Origin of the sequence: Nocardioides sp., from assembly GCF_030149505.1 — a bacterium.
GTDB lineage: Bacteria > Actinomycetota > Actinomycetes > Propionibacteriales > Nocardioidaceae > Nocardioides.
Window position 1 is genome coordinate 22,168 of record NZ_JASBRN010000022.1, and the last position, 18,979, is coordinate 41,146.

At 71.7% G+C, this 18,979-nt stretch carries 20 protein-coding genes; 9 read left to right on the top strand and 11 right to left on the bottom strand.

Annotation, left to right across the window (positions count from 1 at the left end):
- The first annotated feature begins 316 nt into the window (after positions 1 to 316).
- Positions 317 to 1,873 (top strand): hypothetical protein, encoded by a 1,557-nt coding sequence (locus Q1V71_RS04365; RefSeq protein WP_300641085.1) that lies wholly within the window; start codon positions 317 to 319, stop codon positions 1,871 to 1,873.
- 184 nt (positions 1,874 to 2,057) lie between these two features.
- Here the strand turns inward: Q1V71_RS04365 and Q1V71_RS04370 are convergent, their stop codons facing one another.
- Positions 2,058 to 2,981, bottom strand: a complete 924-nt coding sequence (locus Q1V71_RS04370; RefSeq protein WP_300641087.1) for an LCP family protein — start codon at positions 2,979 to 2,981, stop codon at positions 2,058 to 2,060.
- Positions 2,978 to 3,715, bottom strand: a complete 738-nt coding sequence (locus Q1V71_RS04375) for a hypothetical protein (protein WP_300641089.1) — start codon at positions 3,713 to 3,715, stop codon at positions 2,978 to 2,980. The genes Q1V71_RS04370 and Q1V71_RS04375 overlap by 4 nt, the downstream gene beginning before the upstream one ends.
- Positions 3,716 to 3,854: 139 nt before the next feature.
- Between Q1V71_RS04375 and Q1V71_RS04380 the strand changes: the two genes are divergently transcribed.
- From Q1V71_RS04380 to Q1V71_RS04395, 4 genes are all read left to right on the top strand, one after another.
- Positions 3,855 to 7,622, top strand: coding sequence for a multifunctional oxoglutarate decarboxylase/oxoglutarate dehydrogenase thiamine pyrophosphate-binding subunit/dihydrolipoyllysine-residue succinyltransferase subunit (locus Q1V71_RS04380; protein ID WP_300641090.1), 3,768 nt, complete (start codon positions 3,855 to 3,857; stop codon positions 7,620 to 7,622).
- 112 nt (positions 7,623 to 7,734) lie between these two features.
- Complete coding sequence (locus Q1V71_RS04385) at positions 7,735 to 7,911, top strand: DUF6104 family protein (RefSeq protein WP_300641092.1); 177 nt, start codon at positions 7,735 to 7,737, stop codon at positions 7,909 to 7,911.
- The gene (locus Q1V71_RS04390; RefSeq protein ID WP_300641094.1) at positions 7,911 to 8,495 is read left to right on the top strand and encodes a hypothetical protein; all 585 of its coding nucleotides are present in this window, start codon (positions 7,911 to 7,913) and stop codon (positions 8,493 to 8,495) included. Before Q1V71_RS04385 ends, Q1V71_RS04390 begins: the two co-directional genes overlap by 1 nt.
- A 14-nt stretch (positions 8,496 to 8,509) precedes the next feature.
- Positions 8,510 to 9,112: an acetoacetate decarboxylase family protein gene (locus Q1V71_RS04395; protein WP_300641096.1), complete on the top strand. Its 603-nt coding sequence runs from the start codon at positions 8,510 to 8,512 to the stop codon at positions 9,110 to 9,112.
- Here Q1V71_RS04395 and Q1V71_RS04400 read toward each other — a convergent pair.
- The 4 genes from Q1V71_RS04400 to Q1V71_RS04415 form a co-directional block, all read right to left on the bottom strand.
- Positions 9,109 to 9,378, bottom strand: coding sequence for a hypothetical protein (locus Q1V71_RS04400; RefSeq protein WP_300641098.1), 270 nt, complete (start codon positions 9,376 to 9,378; stop codon positions 9,109 to 9,111). The genes Q1V71_RS04395 and Q1V71_RS04400 overlap by 4 nt on opposite strands.
- A gap of 46 nt (positions 9,379 to 9,424) precedes the next feature.
- The gene (locus Q1V71_RS04405; protein ID WP_300641100.1) at positions 9,425 to 9,937 is read right to left on the bottom strand and encodes a hypothetical protein; all 513 of its coding nucleotides are present in this window, start codon (positions 9,935 to 9,937) and stop codon (positions 9,425 to 9,427) included.
- Positions 9,938 to 9,954: 17 nt separating this feature from the next.
- Entirely contained in the window at positions 9,955 to 11,136 is a 1,182-nt protein-coding gene (locus tag Q1V71_RS04410; protein WP_300641102.1) for an acyl-CoA desaturase, read from the bottom strand.
- 68 nt (positions 11,137 to 11,204) lie between these two features.
- Positions 11,205 to 12,302: a ferredoxin reductase gene (locus Q1V71_RS04415; protein WP_300641104.1), complete on the bottom strand. Its 1,098-nt coding sequence runs from the start codon at positions 12,300 to 12,302 to the stop codon at positions 11,205 to 11,207.
- A gap of 159 nt (positions 12,303 to 12,461) precedes the next feature.
- Here Q1V71_RS04415 and Q1V71_RS04420 point away from each other — a divergent pair, with 159 nt between their 5' ends.
- Positions 12,462 to 13,103, top strand: a complete 642-nt coding sequence (locus tag Q1V71_RS04420; RefSeq protein ID WP_300641106.1) for a TetR family transcriptional regulator — start codon at positions 12,462 to 12,464, stop codon at positions 13,101 to 13,103.
- Positions 13,104 to 13,107: 4 nt separating this feature from the next.
- On the opposite strand, the gene Q1V71_RS04425 is transcribed toward Q1V71_RS04420, so the two are convergent.
- The 4 genes from Q1V71_RS04425 to Q1V71_RS04440 all read right to left on the bottom strand — a co-directional run bounded on the left by Q1V71_RS04425 (position 13,108) and on the right by Q1V71_RS04440 (position 16,435).
- On the bottom strand, positions 13,108 to 13,806 hold the full coding sequence (locus tag Q1V71_RS04425) for an SDR family oxidoreductase (RefSeq protein ID WP_300641108.1): 699 nt from the start codon (positions 13,804 to 13,806) through the stop codon (positions 13,108 to 13,110).
- On the bottom strand, positions 13,803 to 14,771 hold the full coding sequence (locus tag Q1V71_RS04430) for a zinc-binding dehydrogenase (RefSeq protein WP_300641109.1): 969 nt from the start codon (positions 14,769 to 14,771) through the stop codon (positions 13,803 to 13,805). Before Q1V71_RS04430 ends, Q1V71_RS04425 begins: the two co-directional genes overlap by 4 nt.
- 23 nt (positions 14,772 to 14,794) lie before the next feature.
- Positions 14,795 to 15,907, bottom strand: coding sequence for an NADP-dependent malic enzyme (locus Q1V71_RS04435; protein WP_300641205.1), 1,113 nt, complete (start codon positions 15,905 to 15,907; stop codon positions 14,795 to 14,797).
- Positions 15,908 to 16,087: 180 nt separating this feature from the next.
- Positions 16,088 to 16,435: a S24/S26 family peptidase gene (locus Q1V71_RS04440; protein WP_300641207.1), complete on the bottom strand. Its 348-nt coding sequence runs from the start codon at positions 16,433 to 16,435 to the stop codon at positions 16,088 to 16,090.
- A gap of 96 nt (positions 16,436 to 16,531) precedes the next feature.
- Between Q1V71_RS04440 and sodN the strand changes: the two genes are divergently transcribed.
- From sodN to Q1V71_RS04455, 3 genes are all read left to right on the top strand, one after another.
- Complete coding sequence (gene sodN, locus Q1V71_RS04445) at positions 16,532 to 16,933, top strand: superoxide dismutase, Ni (RefSeq protein ID WP_300641111.1); 402 nt, start codon at positions 16,532 to 16,534, stop codon at positions 16,931 to 16,933.
- Between the two features lie 126 nt (positions 16,934 to 17,059).
- The gene (locus Q1V71_RS04450; protein WP_300641113.1) at positions 17,060 to 17,473 is read left to right on the top strand and encodes an anti-sigma factor; all 414 of its coding nucleotides are present in this window, start codon (positions 17,060 to 17,062) and stop codon (positions 17,471 to 17,473) included.
- Between the two features lie 2 nt (positions 17,474 to 17,475).
- Positions 17,476 to 18,369 carry an RNA polymerase sigma factor SigF gene (locus Q1V71_RS04455; protein ID WP_300641115.1) on the top strand — a complete coding sequence of 298 codons (894 nt, stop codon included), beginning with the start codon at positions 17,476 to 17,478 and terminating at the stop codon, positions 18,367 to 18,369.
- Positions 18,370 to 18,399: 30 nt separating this feature from the next.
- On the opposite strand, the gene Q1V71_RS04460 is transcribed toward Q1V71_RS04455, so the two are convergent.
- The gene (locus tag Q1V71_RS04460) at positions 18,400 to 18,825 is read right to left on the bottom strand and encodes a hypothetical protein (protein WP_300641117.1); all 426 of its coding nucleotides are present in this window, start codon (positions 18,823 to 18,825) and stop codon (positions 18,400 to 18,402) included.
- Positions 18,826 to 18,979 lie beyond the last annotated feature (154 nt).

Here is an 18,979-nt window from a genome sequence, read left to right on the forward strand (position 1 = left end):
CTGACGACGAAGGACAGCCCGACCCGGACCCGCACCAGCAGGTCCGGGTCGTCGCGTCTGCGCAGCCGCTTATACCGCCGCCCCTCAAGTCCCTGGGCCGCGGAGCCGACACCTCCCCCGGTCCGGACGCCTGGAGGTAGTCCGTCCGGCCTGGTCCAGACCACCCGAAGTGACTACCTAACCCGGCAGCGTGTGGGCCGTTTCACCCTTTGAGGTCCGTCACCACGACGGAAACCTCCCGGGAGGGGAGGGGTGCTTCACACACTCTTCCTGGCTACCACCGCTGACACCAGCAGCGACGACGAAAGTAGGAAGTGTGAAGAAGTCCTTCAAGAGGGCCGTGGCCGTCTCCGCCGTCTGCGCGGCCGGCCTGGCTGGCACCCTCACCACCACCCCCGCCGCGACCGCCCAGGACGACGCGCCGGCACCCAAGGTCCTCACCGACTTCGGCATGACCGCGCTCGCCTACGGGACGAAGATCAGCCTGGGTGGCATCGACGTCAAGAGCCTCAAGGACGCCAAGACCCTGCAGGCCTGCACGCGCACCACCGGTCTGGAGCGCCTCGCGCCCTCGCTGCTGTCCACGGACACGATCGCCGAGCTCCTGGGCGACGCCCTGCCGGTCAACCTGGCCGGCCTGATCCACCTCTCCCCCAGCACCAGCTCCACCGAGACCTACCGCGACGGCAACATCACCGGCGTGCGGGCGACCAACCTGCTCGGTGACATCGTCGTCGGCGCCGAGGAGCTCGTGCCCGGCGTGCAGCTCCCGACGCTGGAGATCAAGGGCCTCGAGGCCGTGGCGGACTCCTTCCACGACCCGGCCGACCGTGACGGCGACGGCAACGAGTACGGCACCGCGGAGTCGTTCGGCTTCAAGAGCCTCAAGCTCATCCTCCCCGAGGACGGCGTCATCGGCGACACCCTCAACCTGCTGCTCGAGAACCTCGGCCTGGGCACCGACGTGCTCAACGAGATCATCAACGTCCCGCTCGGCATCCTGGTCGACACCCTCAACCAGCTGATCGAGATGGCCGACCCGGTCCTGGGCGACGTCATCGAGATCCCGGGCCTGGGCTCGATCGGCCTCGGTTCGTCCTTCACCAAGGTCGGCGAGGGCTTCGCCTCCTCCGGCGCCAACGCCCTGCAGATCGAGGTCGACCCCACCGAGTCCAACAACGACTCCGCCGCCCTGCTCAAGCTCGGCTACGCCCAGTCGCGGATCGACGAGGGCGCTGTCAACGGCGTCTTCCGCTCGACCCTGAGCGGCCTCAACCTCAAGGCCCTGCCGCTCACCGAGGACACCGAGCTGCTGCACCTCGGCGGCATCGGCACCCAGGCGATCCCCTGCGCAGGCACCGACGGCACCACCGAATCCAAGACCGTCGAGAGCGTCAGCTTCCCGCTGAGCCTCCCGGGTCTCCCGGTCAGCCTGGCCACGCTGAACGGCATCGAGTACTCCTACAGCGCCAAGCAGCTCTCCCGCGGCCGCGCCCGCTCGGTGGCGACCTCCTCGCTCGGCTCGCTCGAGATCCCGGTCCTCGACCTGGTCATCTCCGGCGTGGAGTCCACGCTCAAGCTGCGCAGCACCGGCAAGCAGGGCAAGGCCGTCCGCGGCAACAACAAGCCGCAGTTCAAGCTCGCCAGCGTCCTCTACAAGGGCGAGGAGCTGCTGCCCCCGGGTGGCCTCGGCATCGGCGAGACTGTCTCCTTCGTGGTCGAGCAGCTCAACAACACCAACGGGTTCATCACCTTCGGCCCGCGTGCGACGAGCAACTTCTACGGCGGCAAGCTCTCTGCCACCCAGCTGAAGATCGGCGACCTGCTGACCCTCGACCTGGGCTGGCTGGAGTCGCAGATCTTCCCCCGCTGATCCACGCTCGCTGAGCCTCGGCCCAGCGACCCGACCGGCACTGCCGGTCCACCCTTCTGACACGACCGGGGCGGCCCATCGAGGGCCGCCCCGGTTCGTGCGTTCCAGGGGTCTCATGGCTCGCTGCGCTCGCACCTCGACCAGCGGCCGGACCGGGTCGCACCTCGACCAGCGAGGTGCGCCGTCAGCAGCCGGGGGGCAGCGTGGCGTCGGCGCGGGCCGCGTTGCCGAGCCGACGGGCGGTCGCGACGTCCGGCCGCACGATGCTCGCTCCACCGACGGTGCCGATCGTGCCGGGCACCACGCACGTGGTGATCCGGGACGGGTCGACCCGGGCGACGAGCTGCGCCAGCCGGAACAGCGTCGCCGGGCCCTCGCCCGTGCGCAGGTGCTGCAGCACCGACATCACCCCGCGCTCCATGAACCCCGGCGTGCCGGCCTGCGAGGCCACTCGCGCCTGGATGCCGCGCAGCACCCGCTGCTGGTTGGCCGAGCGCGCGAAGTCGCCCCCGGCCAGGGTCTTGCGGATGCGGGCGAAGGCCATCGCGCCGTAGCCGTCGAGGCGGACCCGCCCCTGGGCGAAGCCGCGCGGCTTGAGGTCGGGGTCGGAGAAGCGGCGCGGGTTGCTGACCGTGATGCCGCCGATGTCGTCGACCATGTCCTCGAAGAAGGGGAAGCGCGTGACGAACACGTAGTCGGGCTGGACGCCGACGAGGTTGCCGACCGTCCGGCCCTGGAGCTCGGGTCCACCGAAGACCATCGCGGCGTTCACCCGGCTCGAGCCGTACCCGGGGATCGGGACGTAGGAGTCGCGCGGGATGCCGATCGCGGCCGCCGCGCCGGTGCGCGGGTCGATCCCGATGAGCTGGAGCGCGTCGCCGCGGGTCCGGGTCATCACCTGGCCGGGCCGGGCGTCGGAGCCCACCGCCAGGATCCACACGACCCGGTCCCCCACGTCGAGGCCGCGTGCGTGACGCATCGCCACCAGCGCGGAGTCTTCGGAGGCCACCTCGGCGTCCGGCACCACGACCACGGTCGTGGCCAGCACGGCCGCCAACGCGGTCGCCCTCGCCGTACGCCGGAGCCGGCCCGCCCTGCGCGTGCTCACCGTTCCCCTCCCGAACGTTTGCCCGACTGGTTGCCTGACCGATCCGCCGACTGCTGGCCCGGGGTCGGCCGCAGCGGCGACTGCGTCACGTCGAAGCCGAAGACCCGCCACCCGCCGCGCAGGTAGGTCAGCACCAGCCGACCCTCGAGCCGGATCCGGCGCTCGACCTCGCCCGTGGTGCGGAAGTCCATCCGCACCCGCGCGGTCGCACCGCGCGGCACCTCCCGCGTGGACAGCACGTCGACCGCGACGCGGCGCCGCAGCGGCACGAGCGCGTCGATCCGCGAGCCCAGCCGGGCGCTGGTCATGAGGTCGCGCTGCTGCCAGCCCTGCTGGGCCGCTGTGCGCGTGAACCCGGGGAAGGAGCCCTGGTAGCGGGTGCGCGGGTAGTCGGCCTCGACGAACGCCGCGTCCCACCAGCCGTCGACGACCGCCGCGACCCGCTGCGCCACCTGGCGGTGCCGCTGCGGCGCGAGCCGGCCGACCCGCTGGCCGGGCACGACCACGGTGGGCACGCTCGCGGCCCGCCGGCCGGCGTCCTCGCCGCGCGCCCCGGGCCCGCCGTCCGGCGAGCCCGACCCGTCCTCGCCGGTGCACCCTGCCACGAGGACCAGGGCCAGGAGCGGGCCCAGCGACGGGGCGAGGAGTCGCCGGTCCGAGCGGGTGCTCCGGGCCCCCCGCAGGGGTGGGGTACGCCGGGTCCTGGGCGCCCCGAGAGGCTCCTGGTGCGGCACGAACGCTCCTCCTGGTGTGGCTTCGGTGACACCCTGCCCGAATCGCGCCCCGACCTGGGACATCGACGCGTCGGGGGTCTAGCCTGGGTGACTGCAATTGACACCTTCGCGCGCTCATCCGAAAGAGGCGAATCAAGCCGTGCCGCAGTCCCCTGGCAGCTCCACCTCCACCGGCTCCTCCGAGGTCTCCCACGACTTCGGTGCCAACGAGTGGCTCGTGGAGGAGATGTTCGAGCAGTACCAGAAGGACCCGGGCAGCGTCGATCCGAGCTGGAAGGCCTACTTCGACTCGCGCAAGGGCGGCAACGGCAGCAACGGCAGCGCCCCCGCGAAGGCCCAGCCGCAGCAGGCCGCAGCGAAGGCCCCGGCCCCGGCTGCGCAGGCCGAGCCCGCGAAGGCCGCCAGCAACGGCGCCGGCACGCCCGAGGGCAAGGACAAGCCCGCCGCCCAGGCGCCGGCCCCCGTGGCCAAGCCGCGCCCCGAGTCCAAGGCAGCCGAGCCGAGCAAGGGGACGTCCTCGCCCATGCCCAAGGAGACCCGCCCGACCGCGCCGGCCGAGGCCAGCGACGAGCCGACGTACACCGTGCTGCGCGGCGCCCCGGCGCGGACCGCGCAGAACATGGACGTCTCGCTGACGGTCCCGACCGCGACCTCGATCCGCTCGGTCCCGGTCAAGCTGCTGTGGGACAACCGCACCGTCATCAACAACCACCTCGCCCGCGCCCGGGGCGGCAAGGTCTCCTTCACCCACCTCATCGGCTACGCGCTCGTCCGGGCGCTGAAGTCGATGCCGGAGATGAACAACTCCTACGCCGAGGTCGACGGCAAGCCGAACCTCGTCACGCCGGCCCACATCAACCTCGGCCTGGCCATCGACATCAAGAAGGGCGAGACCCGCCAGCTGCTCGTCCCGAGCATCAAGGCCTGCGAGTCGATGGACTTCGCGGCCTTCTGGACCGCCTACGAGGACGTCGTGACCAAGGCCCGCGAGGGCAAGCTCACCGTCGCGGACTTCCAGGGCACCACGATCAGCCTGACCAACGTCGGCGGGCTCGGCACCAACCACTCGGTGCCGCGGCTGATGACCGGCCAGGCCGCGATCATCGGCGTGGGCGCGATGGAGTACCCGCCGGAGTGGCAGGGCGCCTCGGCCGACGCGATCGCGCGCAACGCGATCTCCAAGGTCATGACGCTGACCTCGACGTACGACCACCGCGTCATCCAGGGCGCCCAGTCCGGTGAGTTCCTGCGCCGCGTCCACCAGCTGCTGCTGGGCGAGGACGGCTTCTACGACGAGATCTTCCGCTCGCTGCGCATCCCCTACCAGCCGATCCGCTGGGGCGCGGACATCGCGACGTCGCACGACGACGAGATCTCCAAGCAGGCACGCATCCTGGAGCTGATCCACGCCTACCGCGTGCGCGGCCACCTCATGGCCGACACCGACCCCCTGGAGTACCGCCAGCGCACCCACCCCGACCTCGAGGTGGAGAACCACGGCCTCACGCTGTGGGACCTCGACCGCGAGTTCGCCACCGGCTCGTTCGGTGGCGAGGGTCGGCGGTTCATGAAGCTGCGCACGATCCTGGGGATCCTGCGCGACTCCTACTGCCGCACCACCGGCATCGAGTACATGCACATCATGGACCCCGAGCAGCGCCGCTGGCTCCAGCAGCGCGTCGAGCAGCCGCACGTGAAGCCGCCCCGCGAGGAGCAGCTGCGGATCCTGCTCAAGCTCAACCAGGCCGAGGCCTTCGAGACCTTCCTGCAGACCAAGTTCGTCGGCCAGAAGCGCTTCTCCCTCGAGGGCGGCGAGACCACGATCCCGGTCATCGACGAGATCTGCGAGGCCGCCGCCGAGGCCGGCCTCGACGAGGTCACCATCGGCATGGCCCACCGCGGCCGGCTCAACGTGCTGGCCAACATCGTCGGCAAGAACTACTCCCAGATCTTCCGCGAGTTCGAGGGCAACATCGACCCGCGCACGGTCCAGGGCTCCGGCGACGTGAAGTACCACCTCGGCGCCGAGGGCGAGTTCACCGCGGAGAGCGGCTCGACGGTCAAGGTCTCCGTCGCGGCGAACCCCTCCCACCTCGAGGCCGTCGACCCGGTGCTCGAGGGCATCGCCCGCGCCAAGCAGGACGTGCTCGACCGGGGTTCGGACTACCCCGTGCTCCCGCTGCTGGTCCACGGCGACGCCGCGTTCGCCGGCCAGGGCGTGGTCGCGGAGACGCTCAACCTCTCCCAGCTGCGCGGCTACCGCACCGGCGGCACCGTCCACCTGATCGTCAACAACCAGGTCGGCTTCACCACCTCCCCCGGCTCGTCGCGCTCCTCGCTCTACTGCACCGACGTGGCGCGGATGGTCCAGGCGCCGATCTTCCACGTCAACGGCGACGACCCCGAGGCCTGCATCCGCGTGGCCCGGCTGGCCTTCGAGTACCGCCAGGCCTTCCACAAGGACGTCGTCATCGACCTGGTCTGCTACCGCCGCCGCGGCCACAACGAGGGCGACGACCCGTCGTACACCCAGCCGCTGATGTACGACCTGATCGAGCAGAAGCGCTCGGTGCGCAAGCTCTACACCGAGTCCCTCATCGGTCGTGGCGACATCACGATCGAGGAGGCCGAGCAGGTCCTGCGCGACTACCAGCAGCAGCTGGAGCGGGTCTTCACCGAGGTCCGCGAGGCCACGAGCCAGCCCTCGGGCTGGACCACGGTCCCCGACTACCCGGACAAGCCCGCAGGAGAGACCCGCACCTCGATCGAGCCGGACGTGCTCAAGCGGATCGCGGACGCCTACACCACGCCTCCGGAGGGCTTCACCGTCCACCCGAAGGTCATGCCGCAGCTGCAGCGCCGGGCCACCTCGATCACCGAGGGCCCGATCGACTGGGGCACCGGCGAGATCCTCGCCTTCGGCTCGCTGCTCATGGAGGGCCGTCCGGTCCGCCTGGCCGGCCAGGACTCGCGCCGCGGCACCTTCGTGTCCCGCTTCGCCACGATCATCGACCGGCGCAACGCCGACGAGTGGACGCCGCTGGCCAACCTGACCGAGGACCAGGCGAAGTTCTACGTCTACGACTCGCTGCTCTCGGAGTACGCCGCGCTCGGGTTCGAGTACGGCTACTCGGTGGCACGTCCCGAGGCGCTGGTGCTGTGGGAGGCCCAGTTCGGTGACTTCGTCAACGGCGCCCAGACCGTCATCGACGAGTTCATCTCCTCTGGCCGCACCAAGTGGCGCCAGGACTCCGGTGTCGTGCTGCTGCTGCCGCACGGCTACGAGGGCCAGGGCCCCGACCACTCCTCCGCGCGGATCGAGCGGTTCCTCCAGATGGCCGCCGACGACGCCTTCGTCGTGGCACAGCCGTCCACGCCCGCGTCGTACTTCCACCTGTTGCGCCAGCACTCGCTCGGCGAGGAGCACCGCCCGCTGATCGTCTTCACGCCGAAGTCGATGCTCAAGCGCAAGGAGGCCGCCTCCCAGCCCGACGAGTTCACCTCCGGCCACTTCCGTCCCTTCATCGGCGACGGCGCGGCGGACCCGGACAAGGTCGACACCCTGCTGCTGTGCAGCGGTCGCGTGACCTGGGACCTCATGGTCGACCGGGCCAAGCGGGAGAACCCGGAGCGGTTCGCGATCGCCCGGGTCGAGCAGCTCTACCCGCGACCGCTGGACGACATCAAGGCCGAGATCGCGCGCTACCCCCACCTCAAGGAGGTGCGCTGGGTCCAGGACGAGCCGCGCAACAACGGCCCCTGGCCGCACTACGCGCTCAACGCCTGGGCCGAGGTCGACGCCACGGTCGTGCCGGTCACCCGGCCCGAGTCGTCCTCGCCGTCGGTCGGCACCGTCAAGCGGCACCAGGTCGAGCAGAAGGAGCTGCTGGACCGGGCGTTCAGCTGATCGAGGACGCGCCAGCGGACTCGATGGTGGTGGTCGAGCGAGCGGCGCGACTGAGGCACGAAGTCGCGACCCGCGTGTCGAGACCCAGTGAGATGTGAGGAGACATTCGGCGGTGTACTTCACCGATCGCGGCATCGAGGAGCTCGTCTCGCGCCGGGGTGACGAGGAGGTGACCCTGGGGTGGCTCGCCGAGCAGCTCCAGGCCTTCACCGACGTCCACCCCGAGCACGAGGCGGCGGTCGAGCGGCTGGCCACCTGGCTGGCCCGCCTCGACGACCCCGAGGACTGATGGAGGCACCTCCGCCGGAGATCAGCTACGCCGCCTGGGGCCGCGCCTTCTTCCGCGAGGCGGTCTCGGTGGAGCGGGTCCTGGCCGCGGTCAACGTCCTGTCCGGGCAACCGGTCGACCTCGGCCCCTTGGGCGTCGGTCCGGGTCGCGTGGCGCGGGTGACCGCCCAGGGCGCCATCGGCGAGGCCTGGGGGCACCGGGTCGGCGACGACCCGGTCGCCTTCGCCGTACGCCTGCCGGTGGCGGTGACCTTCACCCTCGACCTCGGCGTGGACAAGCAGGTCTTCGCCGCGGACCTCGAGGTGCCGCTGCTCATCACCGGTCGGGCGCGCGCGGACCTGACCATCACCTTGGACATCGAGCCGCCGCGGCCGCACCAGATCGTGGTCGACCTGCGGGCGCAGGGGTTGCGGGCCTCCCTCACCAAGCACGCCGCCCGCGTGCAGGGCGAGCTGCAGCGCTTCGTGGCGCGCTACGTCGCGCGCGAGGTGGAGAAGGACTACGTCCTGCGGGTGCGGACGATCGACGTCTCCGCGGCCATCGACCGAGCCCTGGTCACCCTGGCCCCGCAGCGGCCGGTCTGACTACCGTCGGGACCATGACGACGCTCTACCCCGCGGCCCCGTGGACGATGGAGGGCCAGCTGTGGCTCTCGCTGTTCAAGGTAGGGCACGACGTCGACGCCCGCCGCCCCCGGGGCGTGTACGGCGTCGCGCTGGTCTCCTACGAGGAGCCGAGCCCCCTCACGTACTCCGAGCTGCTGGTCGCGCGGGTGGTCAAGGAGCCGCTGCGGGCGGTGTCGATCACCGACATCTGGGTCGACTCCCCCGCCTCGGTGGCCGGTGGCCGCGAGCTCTGGGCGATCCCGAAGGAGCTGGCCGACTTCCGTGTGACCCGTGAGCGCGGATCGGTGCGCGAGCGCACGTCGTGGTCGGTCGATGTCGACGGCCGCTCGGTCGTGCGGGCCCGCTTCACGGACGCCTCGCGGCTGCTGCCGCGGGTGCCGCTCAAGGGTGCGACCTGGCAGCCGCCGATCGACGACCACGCCGGTGACGTCGTCGCGCGCCTGACCGGCTCCAGCAGGGTCGGGCCGTGCCGCTCGGACTGGGACATCGCCCCGGACGGCCCGCTGGGCTGGCTGGCCGGCGCGCGCCGCCTGGCGTCGTTCCGCCAGGACGGCTTCCGGATGACCTTCGGCTAGGCCTGGGACTGCGCGGGCTCCTCGCCCGCGTCCCCGTCGATCTCCGCGGGCCCCTGCTCGGCCGCGGCCCGCTTGGCGGCGTCGCGGATCTCGAAGACCTCGGTGGCCAGGCCGCCGATCGCGCCCGCGACGTCCTTGACGGCGTTGGTGAGGATCGTGGTGACCTCGCCGACCGCGCCCGCTGTCGCCTCGACGGTGCTCTGCACGGCGTCCTTGGAGATCTCCGCCTTGCTGATGCGGTCCTTGCCGCTGGGGCCGTTGCTCATGGCGACAGTCTCCCCTCCGCACGCCTCTGCGACCACATGTTCCCGATCACCCCTCGGCGGCGGGCACGGCCCCGGCGAGCTCCTCGGCACTGACCGCGGGCGCCTCGCGGAGCGCGACCAGGGCGTCGTCGGCCAGCGTCCGGTCGACCTCGGTCACCAGACCGGCCAGCACCAGCAGGGTGCCGTCGTCGCGGACCACGCCCACGGTCGTCATCTCCTCGAAGTCGGCCACGAAGGCGTCCTGACCCACCTCGCGGCAGTCACTGTCGGCGAGATAGGCCCAGGAGTAGGTCTCGCACCGCGAGGACCTTCCCGGCGTGGCGGCCGCGCGCTGGACCAGGCTCGCCCCGGGGAAGGCGGTGACGTCGGCGAGCGCACGGTCGCCGTCGACGTACAGGTTCGAGAGGCCCGACCCGCGCAGGTCGACCAGGTGGAACGTGGTGTCGAGACCCTCGAGCTCGGCCACGAGGGCGGGGTCCGGGCCACCACACCCGCCCAACGACGGCGACAGGGCCCCGAGCGCCGCCGTCACCAGCAGCGCCCGAGGCCCCGTTCCCATGCTCCGCAGCCTAGGCCTCAGGCCGCGATCCGCTCCTGGGCGGCGACGGGCTCGGCGGCCTTCGCTCCACGCCCGGGCAGGGCGAGCCGGCAGATCTTCTTGAACACGCTGCCGACCTGCTTGTGCAGCGGGCCGGTGTTGTAGGACAGGCCGTAGCGCTCGCAGATCTCCTGCACCTGCTGGGCGACCTCGGGGTAGCGGCGGGCCGGCAGGTCCGGGAAGAGGTGGTGCTCGATCTGGTGGCTCAGGTTGCCGCTCATGATGTGGAACAACGGCCCGCCGGAGATGTTGGCCGAGCCGAGCACCTGGCGGTAGTACCAGTGGCCACGGGTCTCGACCGGCTCGCCCTTGTCGTCGACGCCGTCCAGGCACTCCTCCTCGGAGAAGGTCTCCACGCCGGCCGGGAAGTGGCCGCAGAAGATGATGTTGAAGGCCCAGATGTTGCGCACGACGTTGGCCACCGCGTTGCCCGCGAAGGTCAGCGGGAAGAGCGGGCCGGTCAGCGCCGGGAACAGGACGTAGTCCTTGAGCGCCTGGCGGCGGATCTTGCGCAGCAGGCGCGGGTAGAGGGGCTTGTTGTCGGCCAGCTTCCGCTTGCCGGCCACGATGTTCTCCACCTCCAGGTCGTGCAGGGCCACGCCCCACTCGAAGAGCATCATCAGCGCGAAGGCGTAGGCCGGGTTGCCCAGGTAGTAGGGCCGCCACGGCTGGTCCTCGTCCATGCGCAGGATGCCGTAACCGATGTCGCGGTCCTTGCCGAGGATGTTGGTGAAGGTGTGGTGGATGTAGTTGTGGGAGTACTTCCACTGCTCACCGGGGCAGGCGGTGTCCCAGTCGAACATGCGGGAGTTCAGGCCCGGGTCGCCCATCCAGTCGTACTGGCCGTGCATGACGTTGTGCCCGATCTCCATGTTGTCGAGGATCTTCGACAACGAGAGCGCGGCGACGGCCAGCGGCCAGGCCGGCGGTACGTAGAACAGCGCACGGCCGGCGACCTCGAGGCCACGCTGGTACTTCACGACCTTGCGGATGTAGGCGGCGTCGGCCTCACCGAGGTCGGCCAGGACGGCCTGTCGGATGGCGTCCATCTCCTCGCCGAACGCCTGCAGCTGCTCCGCGGTCAGCGGGACCTTGCCGGAGACGGGGTCGGTGGTGGCGCTGGAGGTGGCGGTGGCGCGGGTGTTCTGGGTGGTGCTCATGGGTGGGTCCCTTCGGTCGAGCGTGCGGAGGTGACGTGTCGAGGGTTCGGAAGTGACTGCTCGGCGCCTCAGAGATCCACGACGCAGTCGCCGACGGGCGCGGACACGCAGACGCGGACCTCCTCGTCGGGCAGCGAGGACTCCTCGCCGGTCAGGACGTTGCGGACGGTGCCGCTGGACTTCGTGGCGGTGCAGGAGAAGCAGATGCCCATCCGGCAGCCGGAGGTCGGGCGCAGCCCCAGGGCCTCGGCCTGCTCCAGCAGGGTGGTGCCGGTGTTGGCGGCCTGCTTGCCGGAGCGGGCGAACGCGACGTCGCCCTCGGCCGCACCCGACGGCACGACGCTGGCGACGTTGAACAGCTCGGTGCGCAGCGAGGGGCTGTCGGCGTACGCCTCGCGGACGAGGTCGAGCATGGGAGCGGGGCCGCAGGCCCACGTGTCGGTGGCGGCGTACGACGGCACCAGGCGGCGCAGCTCGAACTCGCTGAACACGCTGCCGTGGCGCAGCACGACGTCGACGTCGTTGTCGGCCGCGGCGATCTCGGCCAGCTCCGTTGCGAAGATCTGGTCCTCGGCCGAGCGGGCGAAGTGCAGGAACGTCACGCGGCGGCCGGCCCTGCCGTCGTACCCGTCGCGCAGCAGGGTGCGCAGGATCGACATGGCCGGGGTGATGCCGGAGCCGCCGGTGAGGAAGAGCAGGTGGTTGTTGGTCGGGGTCGCCGGGCTCTCCTCGAGGACGAAGTCGCCCTCGGCCTGGGAGAGGTGGACGATGTCGCCGACCTGGGCGCGCTCGACGAGCCAGCGGCTCACCGACTGACCGGGGCGCTTCTCGCCCTGGGCGCGGACGGTGAGCTGGATGCTCTCCCCCGGCAGCGAGGCCGCGGAGGAGATGGTGAAGCAGCGGGTGGTCCGCCGGCTCCCGGGCAGGTCCACGCCGACCTGGACGTACTGACCGGCGCGGTGCCCGCGCCAGGTGCCGGTCGGCTGGAGGGTGATGGTGGCGACGGGGTGCTCGCCGCCGGTCTCGCGCCGGACGTCCAGGACGCGGGCGCGGACCTCCGTGGCGGCCCACATCGGGTTGATCTGCTCGAGGTAGCGGTCCACACCGTGGGGCGAGGTGAGTGCGGCGACCGCGCGGGAGCGGAGGATGGTGCCGGCGATACTCATGTCGTCTCCTGACAATGGGTGAACGTCTGTTCACTCAATAGTGCAGACCGGCCCCCGGCAGGGTCAAGTGGCGCGCAGGTGACCCGCCCCACGGCACTGAGTGAGGGTGGACACATGTGCACCGACGAGTCGGCCGACCCGCCTCGATAGGCTGGCCCCGTGACCGAGACCCGCGTGGAGCGCAAGGAGCGCACCCGGCGCGCCATCCTGGACGCGGCCCTGGAGCTCTGCGAGGACAGCAGCCTGGTCGCGCTGTCGCTGCGCCAGGTCGCCGGGCGGGTCGGGATCGTCCCCACCGGCTTCTACCGCCACTTCGACTCCATCGAGGCGCTGGGCCTGGCGCTGGTCGACGAGTCCTTCGTGTCGCTGCGCGCCATGCTCCGCGACGTACGCCGGGTGGAGGCGGGCGGCACGGCCCCGGTCTCCTTCGCCGCGATCGTCGACCGGTCAGTCGACACACTGGTCTCGCACGTGCACGCCCAGCGGGCGCACTTCGCCTTCATCGCGCGCGAGCGCACGGCCGGCCCGCCCTCCGTGCGCGAGGCGATCCGCCACGAGATCGAGCTCTGCGAGCGCGAGCTGGCCACCGACCTGGCCCGGCTCCCGGGGCCGGACGCCTGGAGCACCGAGGACCTGCGGATCCTCTCCAACCTGATCGTCACCGCGATGGTGCACACCGCGGAGTCGCTCGTCGCCGTCGCCGGCCGCCCCGAGGCCGAGCGCCGGCTGACCCAGACCGCCCGCACGCAGCTGCGGATGGTGATCATCGGCGCCCTGCAGTGGCGCTCGGGTCAGGAGTAGGACCTCAGCGGGGTCCGGGCTTGATCGTGAGGTCGGGGATGGTGGCGTCGCCGGGCAGGTCGAGGACGTGCAGGACCGCGTCGGCGACGGTCTGCGGCTGGATCCACGCGGAGGCGTCGTACTCCTTGCCCTCCTGGGTGTGCACCTGCTCCTGCATCGGGGTGGCGGTGCGGCCGGGGTAGATGCTGGTGACCCGGACGCCGTGCCCGGCCTCCTCCGCCCGCAGCGCGTCGGCCAGGGCCCGCAGCCCGTGCTTGCTGGCGGCGTACGCCGACCACTGCGGGTGCGCGAAGAGCCCGGCACCCGAGTTGACCAGCACCACGGTGCCGCGGGCCTCCCGCAGCGCCGGCAGCGCGACCCGGGTCAGGGCGGCAGGCGCGACGAGGTTGACCCGCAGCTGCTCGGCCCAGTCCTGCACCGAGAGCTCCGCGACCGTGCCGAGCTGGACGACACCGGCGGCGTGGACGACCGAGTCCAGCCGCCCGGGCAGGGCCAGCGCCTCCACGGACTCCGGGTGCGCCAGGTCGGCCACGAGCGTGATGGCTCCCGGCAGCTGGGCGGCGAGCTCGGTCGCGCGCTGCTCCGAGCGGGCCACCACGTGCACCTCGTCGCCGCGCTCGAGCAGCGCCGCCGCCACCAGGGCACCGATGCCGGAGCCGGCACCGGTGACCAGGTGGGCCCGGGCCTCCGTCGTCGGGGTCACCGGGTGAGGACGATCTTGCCGAACACGTCGCCGTCGACGATCGCGGCGAAGCCCTCGGCGGCCTGCTCCATCGGGAGCGTGCGGTCCACCAGCGGGCGGGCACCGGTGGCGTCGAGCAGCGAGACGAGCGAGGCGAGCTCGTCGCGGGTGCCCATGGTCGAGCCGATCACCGAGAGCTGGAGGAAGAAGATCCGGGTCAGCTCGGCATCGTCGAGCTGCGGGCCCGAGGTGGTGCCGGAGATGACGATCGATCCGCCGGGGCGCAGCGCGCGGATCGAGTGGGACCAGGTGGCGCGGCCGACGGTCTCCATCACCGCATCGACCTTCACCGGCAGCCGGGCGCCGGACTCGAAGACCTCGTGGGCACCGATCTCCAGCGCCCGGGCGCGCTTGGCCTCGTCACGGCTGGTCGCGAGCACCTTCAGGCCCGCGGCACGGCCGAGGATGATGCAGGCGGTCGCGACGCCGCCGCCGGCTCCCTGCACGAGCACGGTGTCACCGGCCTTGAGGCCGCCGCGGGTGAAGAGCATGCGGTACGCCGTGAGCCAGGCCGTCGGCAGGCAGGCCGCCTCCTCGAAGGACATCGACGTGGGCTTGGGCACCACGTTGCGGCGCGGCACGACGACCTTGTCGGCGAAGGTGCCCTGGTGCCGCTCGGAGAGCAGCGAGCGACGGGGATCGAGGGTCTCGTCGCCGGTCCACGCCGGGTCGCTGATGACCGCGTGCACGACGACCTCGTTGCCGTCCTCGTCGAGGCCGGCGGCGTCGCAGCCCAGGATCATCGGCAGCTGCTCGGACTTCAGCCCCACGCCCTTGAGCGACCACACGTCGTGGTGGTTGAGCGAGGCGGCCTTGACGGTCACCGTCGTCCACCCGTCGGGGGCGACCGGGTCCGGTCGCTCCCCCAGCCTCAGCGCGGACAGCGGGTCGTCGGAGGAGAAGGAGTCGGCGTAGACGGCGAACATGCGCCGACCGTACCGATCGCCGGCTAGCGGCGGGCCACCCCGTCTCGCCGAGCGGCCTCGGCCACGGCGGCCGACACGGCGCCAGGGACGCGGGGGTCGAACGGGCCCGGGATGATGAAGTCCTCGCGGAGCTCGTCGCCGACCAGCTCGGCCAGCGCGTTGGCCGCGGCGAGCTTCATGCCCTCGGTGATGCCGGTGGCGTGGACGTCCAGCGCGCCCCGGAAGATGCCGGGGAAGGCGAGGACGTTGTTGATCTGGTTGGGGAAGTCCGAGCGGCCGGTAGCGACGACGCGGGCGTACTTGTGCGCGATGTCGGGGTGGACCTCGGGTGTGGGGTTGGCCATCGCGAAGATGATCGCGTCGGGCGCCATCCGGGCGATGTCCTCCTCCGGGATGGTGCCGCCGGAGACCCCGAGGTAGACGTCGGCGCCGTCCAGGGCGTCGGCCAGCGAGCCCGAGCGCCCGGCCTTGTCGGCGGTGATCTCGGCCAGCGCCTTCTTCACCGGCGTCAGGTCGTCACGGCCGGAGTGGACCACGCCCTTGCGGTCGGTGACAGCGAGGTCGGTGATGCCGGCCTCGATGAGGATCTTGGCGATGGCGACGCCCGCGGCGCCGGCACCGGAGATGACGACCCGGGTCGTGGCGTAGTCGCGACCGGTGAGCTTGAGGGCGTTCTCCAGCGCGGCGAGCGCGACCACGGCGGTGCCGTGCTGGTCGTCGTGGAAGACGGGGATGTCGAGGCGCTCCTTGAGCCGGTCCTCGATCTCGAAGCAGCGCGGCGCGGAGATGTCCTCCAGGTTGACCCCGCCGAAGCTCGGCGCGAGCCGGGCGACGGTCTCGATGATCTCCTCGGTGTCGGTGGTGTCCAGACAGATCGGGACGGCGTCCACGCCGCCGAACTGCTTGAAGAGCACCGCCTTGCCCTCCATCACCGGCATCGCGGCGGCCGGGCCGATGTCGCCCAGGCCGAGCACGGCGGTGCCGTCGGAGACGACGGCCACGGTGTTGGGCACCCAGGTGTAGTGCTGGGTCATGCTCGGGTCGGCCGCGATCGCCTCGCACACCAGCGCCACCCCGGGGGTGTAGGCCAGCGAGAGGTCCTCCTTCCCCGTCAGCGGCGCGGAGGTGATCTCCATCTTGCCGCCCAGGTGGAGGTCGAAGACGGGGTCGCCCTCGTGCGGGTGGTGGGCTGCACGGAAGGGCTTGGGGGTGTTCGGCGTCTCGGACACGGCCGGAAGTCTGGCACAGCGGACGTCATCCTCCGGGGGGCGTCTCGCGGTGCGATGGGTCACAGGAAGGGGCGCGGGCGCCGGCCCTCAGAGCCGCCCCGGACGCGGCCAGAGCCGCGCCAGCACCACCGCCAGGACCCGCTCGTCGGGCACCGGGCCGCGGTGCCGCGAGTCGACGCCGACGGCGGGGTCGTCGCTGAGCAGCCACCAGCCGCCCGCGCCGGAGGCCGTCGTACGCCGCTCGACCGCGCGCTTCACCGCGACCGTGCCGTCCGCGAGCTCCCCGACCACGACGTCACCGGGCCGCACCCGGCGGCCGTGGGCCACGAGGAGCCGGTCGCCCTCGCGCAGGGTGGGGGCCATGGAGGCGCCGTGGACGCGCGCCAGCCCCAGCCGCGCGGTCGGTGGGGTCCCGGGGGCCCGGAGGACCCGCAGGACCCGGAGGACCCAAGGGAGAGGTCGTCGTCGGGGTGAGTCCACGGGGAGTAGTGTCCCAAGCCACCAGGACGACTCGATGAGAAAAGGACCTGCATGTTCTCGAAGCTGTTCGCCCCCACGATCGACGTCTCGGCCCACTGCGACCTGCCGTGCGGTGTCTACGACCCCGCCCAGGCCCGTATCGAGGCCGAGTCGATCAAGGGGATCATCGCCAAGGTCGCCGACAACGACGACCCCGACTTCCGCACCCGCGCGCTGATCATCAAGGAGCAGCGCGCCGAGATGGTCAAGCACCACCTGTGGGTGCTGTGGACCGACTACTTCAAGCCCCCGCACTTCGAGAAGTACCCCCAGCTGCACGTCCTCGTGAACGAGGCGACCAAGCTGGCCGGTGCCTCGGGCGCCAAGGGCTCGCTGGACGCCGACGTGGCCGACCAGCTGCTCGCCAAGATCGACGAGATCGCAGAGATCTTCTGGGAGACCAAGAAGGCCTGAGGCCTCCGGCCGGTCTGTCAGCGCGGGCCGGTCCCCACCGGGGCCGGCCCGCGCTGCACCCGCGCCACATCCGCTCCACCGACGTACTCCTCCCCCCACACCCACGCAGCAGACGAGGACGACCCCATGTCACAGCCCGGTCCGGTCGAGGCACCCGGCGACCGCCGCCCCGACGTCGAGCTGCGGCTGCCTGCCGACGGCGCCTACGTCTCGGTGCTGCGCACCCTCACCGCCGGGCTCGCTGCCCGCCTCGACTTCACCATCGACGACATCGAGGACCTGCGGATCGCGGTCGGCGAGGCGTGCGCGATGGTGCTGCCCGAGGCCGACCCCGGCTCCGACCTCACGGGTCGCTTCGCGCTGGCACCCGGCCGGCTCGTGATCTCGGTGGCCGTGACGGCCTCGCAGCCCGCTCCGCCGGACCACGACTCCTTCGCCTGGCAGGTGCTCACCACGCTCGCGAGCAGCGCGACCATGAGCACCACCGAGGGCGAGCTGGTCGTGACCCTCGTGATGGCGCCCGACTCCTCGGGCCTGTGACCATGACCCCCACCGCAGGACCCGACCAGCCCGCGGTCGAGGCGGCCACGCCGCTCCCCGACGTGGCGCTGCCCGAGGTCCCGGACCCGCCCGAGGCGAGCGAGCCCACCGACGCCCGGCGCGCCGGCATCGAGGAGACCCGTCGACGCAGCGCCGAGCTCTTCGTGGAGTTCCTCGACGAGGGCGCCTCCCAGGCCTCCCGCGACGCCGCCCGCGACGCCCTCGTGCGCCTGCACCTGCCGCTGGTGGAGCACTGCGCGCGGCGCTTCCGCAACCGCGGCGAGCCCTTCGAGGACCTCGTCCAGGTCGGGACCATCGGCCTGATCAAGAGCGTGGACCGCTTCGACACCGAGCGTGGTGTGGAGTTCTCCACCTACGCCACGCCCACGATCATCGGTGAGATCAAGCGCTACTTCCGCGACAAGGGCTGGGCCATCCGGGTGCCGCGCCGGCTCCAGGAGCTGCGGATGCAGATCGGCACCGCGACCGCGGAGCTGACCCAGGACCTCGGCCGCTCCCCCACCGCCAGCGAGCTCGCCGCGCACATCGGCTGCACGGTCGAGGAGATCGTGGAGGGCATCGAGTCCTCCAACGCCTACTCCACGCTCTCCCTCGACGCCACCGACGACTCCGACGACGGCGCGGCCTCGATGCTGGATGCCCTCGGCGAGCTGGACGCGGGGATGGAGCACGTGGAGATCCGCGAGTCGATCAAGCCCCTGCTGGACCAGCTGGACGCGCGCGAGAAGAAGATCCTGCTGCTGCGCTTCTTCAAGAACATGACGCAGAGCCAGATCGCGGAGGAGATCGGCGTCTCGCAGATGCACGTCTCGCGACTGCTCAACCGCACGCTGGAGCAGCTGCGCAGCTCGCTGCAGGCCGCCGAGCACGGCTGAGCCGGCTGCGGCCACGGGCCTGGCCGACGGCTACCGCTCGCGCGGGTCCGCCTCCGGCAGCGCGCCCAGCGCGCGCATCGTGTCGGGGTGCAGCATCCCGGCCAGCGTGACCAGCGCGACCAGCACGAGGGCCACCGCGAGCAGCGGCAGGTCCTGCACGTTCCACGCCAGGCCCAGGGCGATGAGCTGGGTCAGCAGCAGGGGGCCGCGCGACCACGAGGCCATCCGGAACAGCCCCCAGGCGCACGACAGCACGGCAGCGCCCACCAGCAGGAAGAAGACCGCGGTGGACAGCCCGAGCGAGAGCCGCTCGGACTCGATGCTGGCGGCCTCCAGCGCGGCCAGCAGCAGGAGGGCGGCGCCCTCCAGTCCCGCCAGCGACGCCGCCACGACGAGCGGGGCGGGCCGGGCCCCCGAGGTCGGGGCGGGCTCGGTCGGGGGCACCTGGGAGGTCACCTGCCAAGCCTAGGCGCTGCGTGGGGCGCTCCCGGTCCCGCTCGGGGACCGGGCGGGTTCCCACGCGGATAGCACGTCGCGCGGCCTGCAGGGGTGATCCGCCGCTGTGACGTAGCAGACCACGATGGGCAGGCGTTAGGTCTTGTTTAACGGT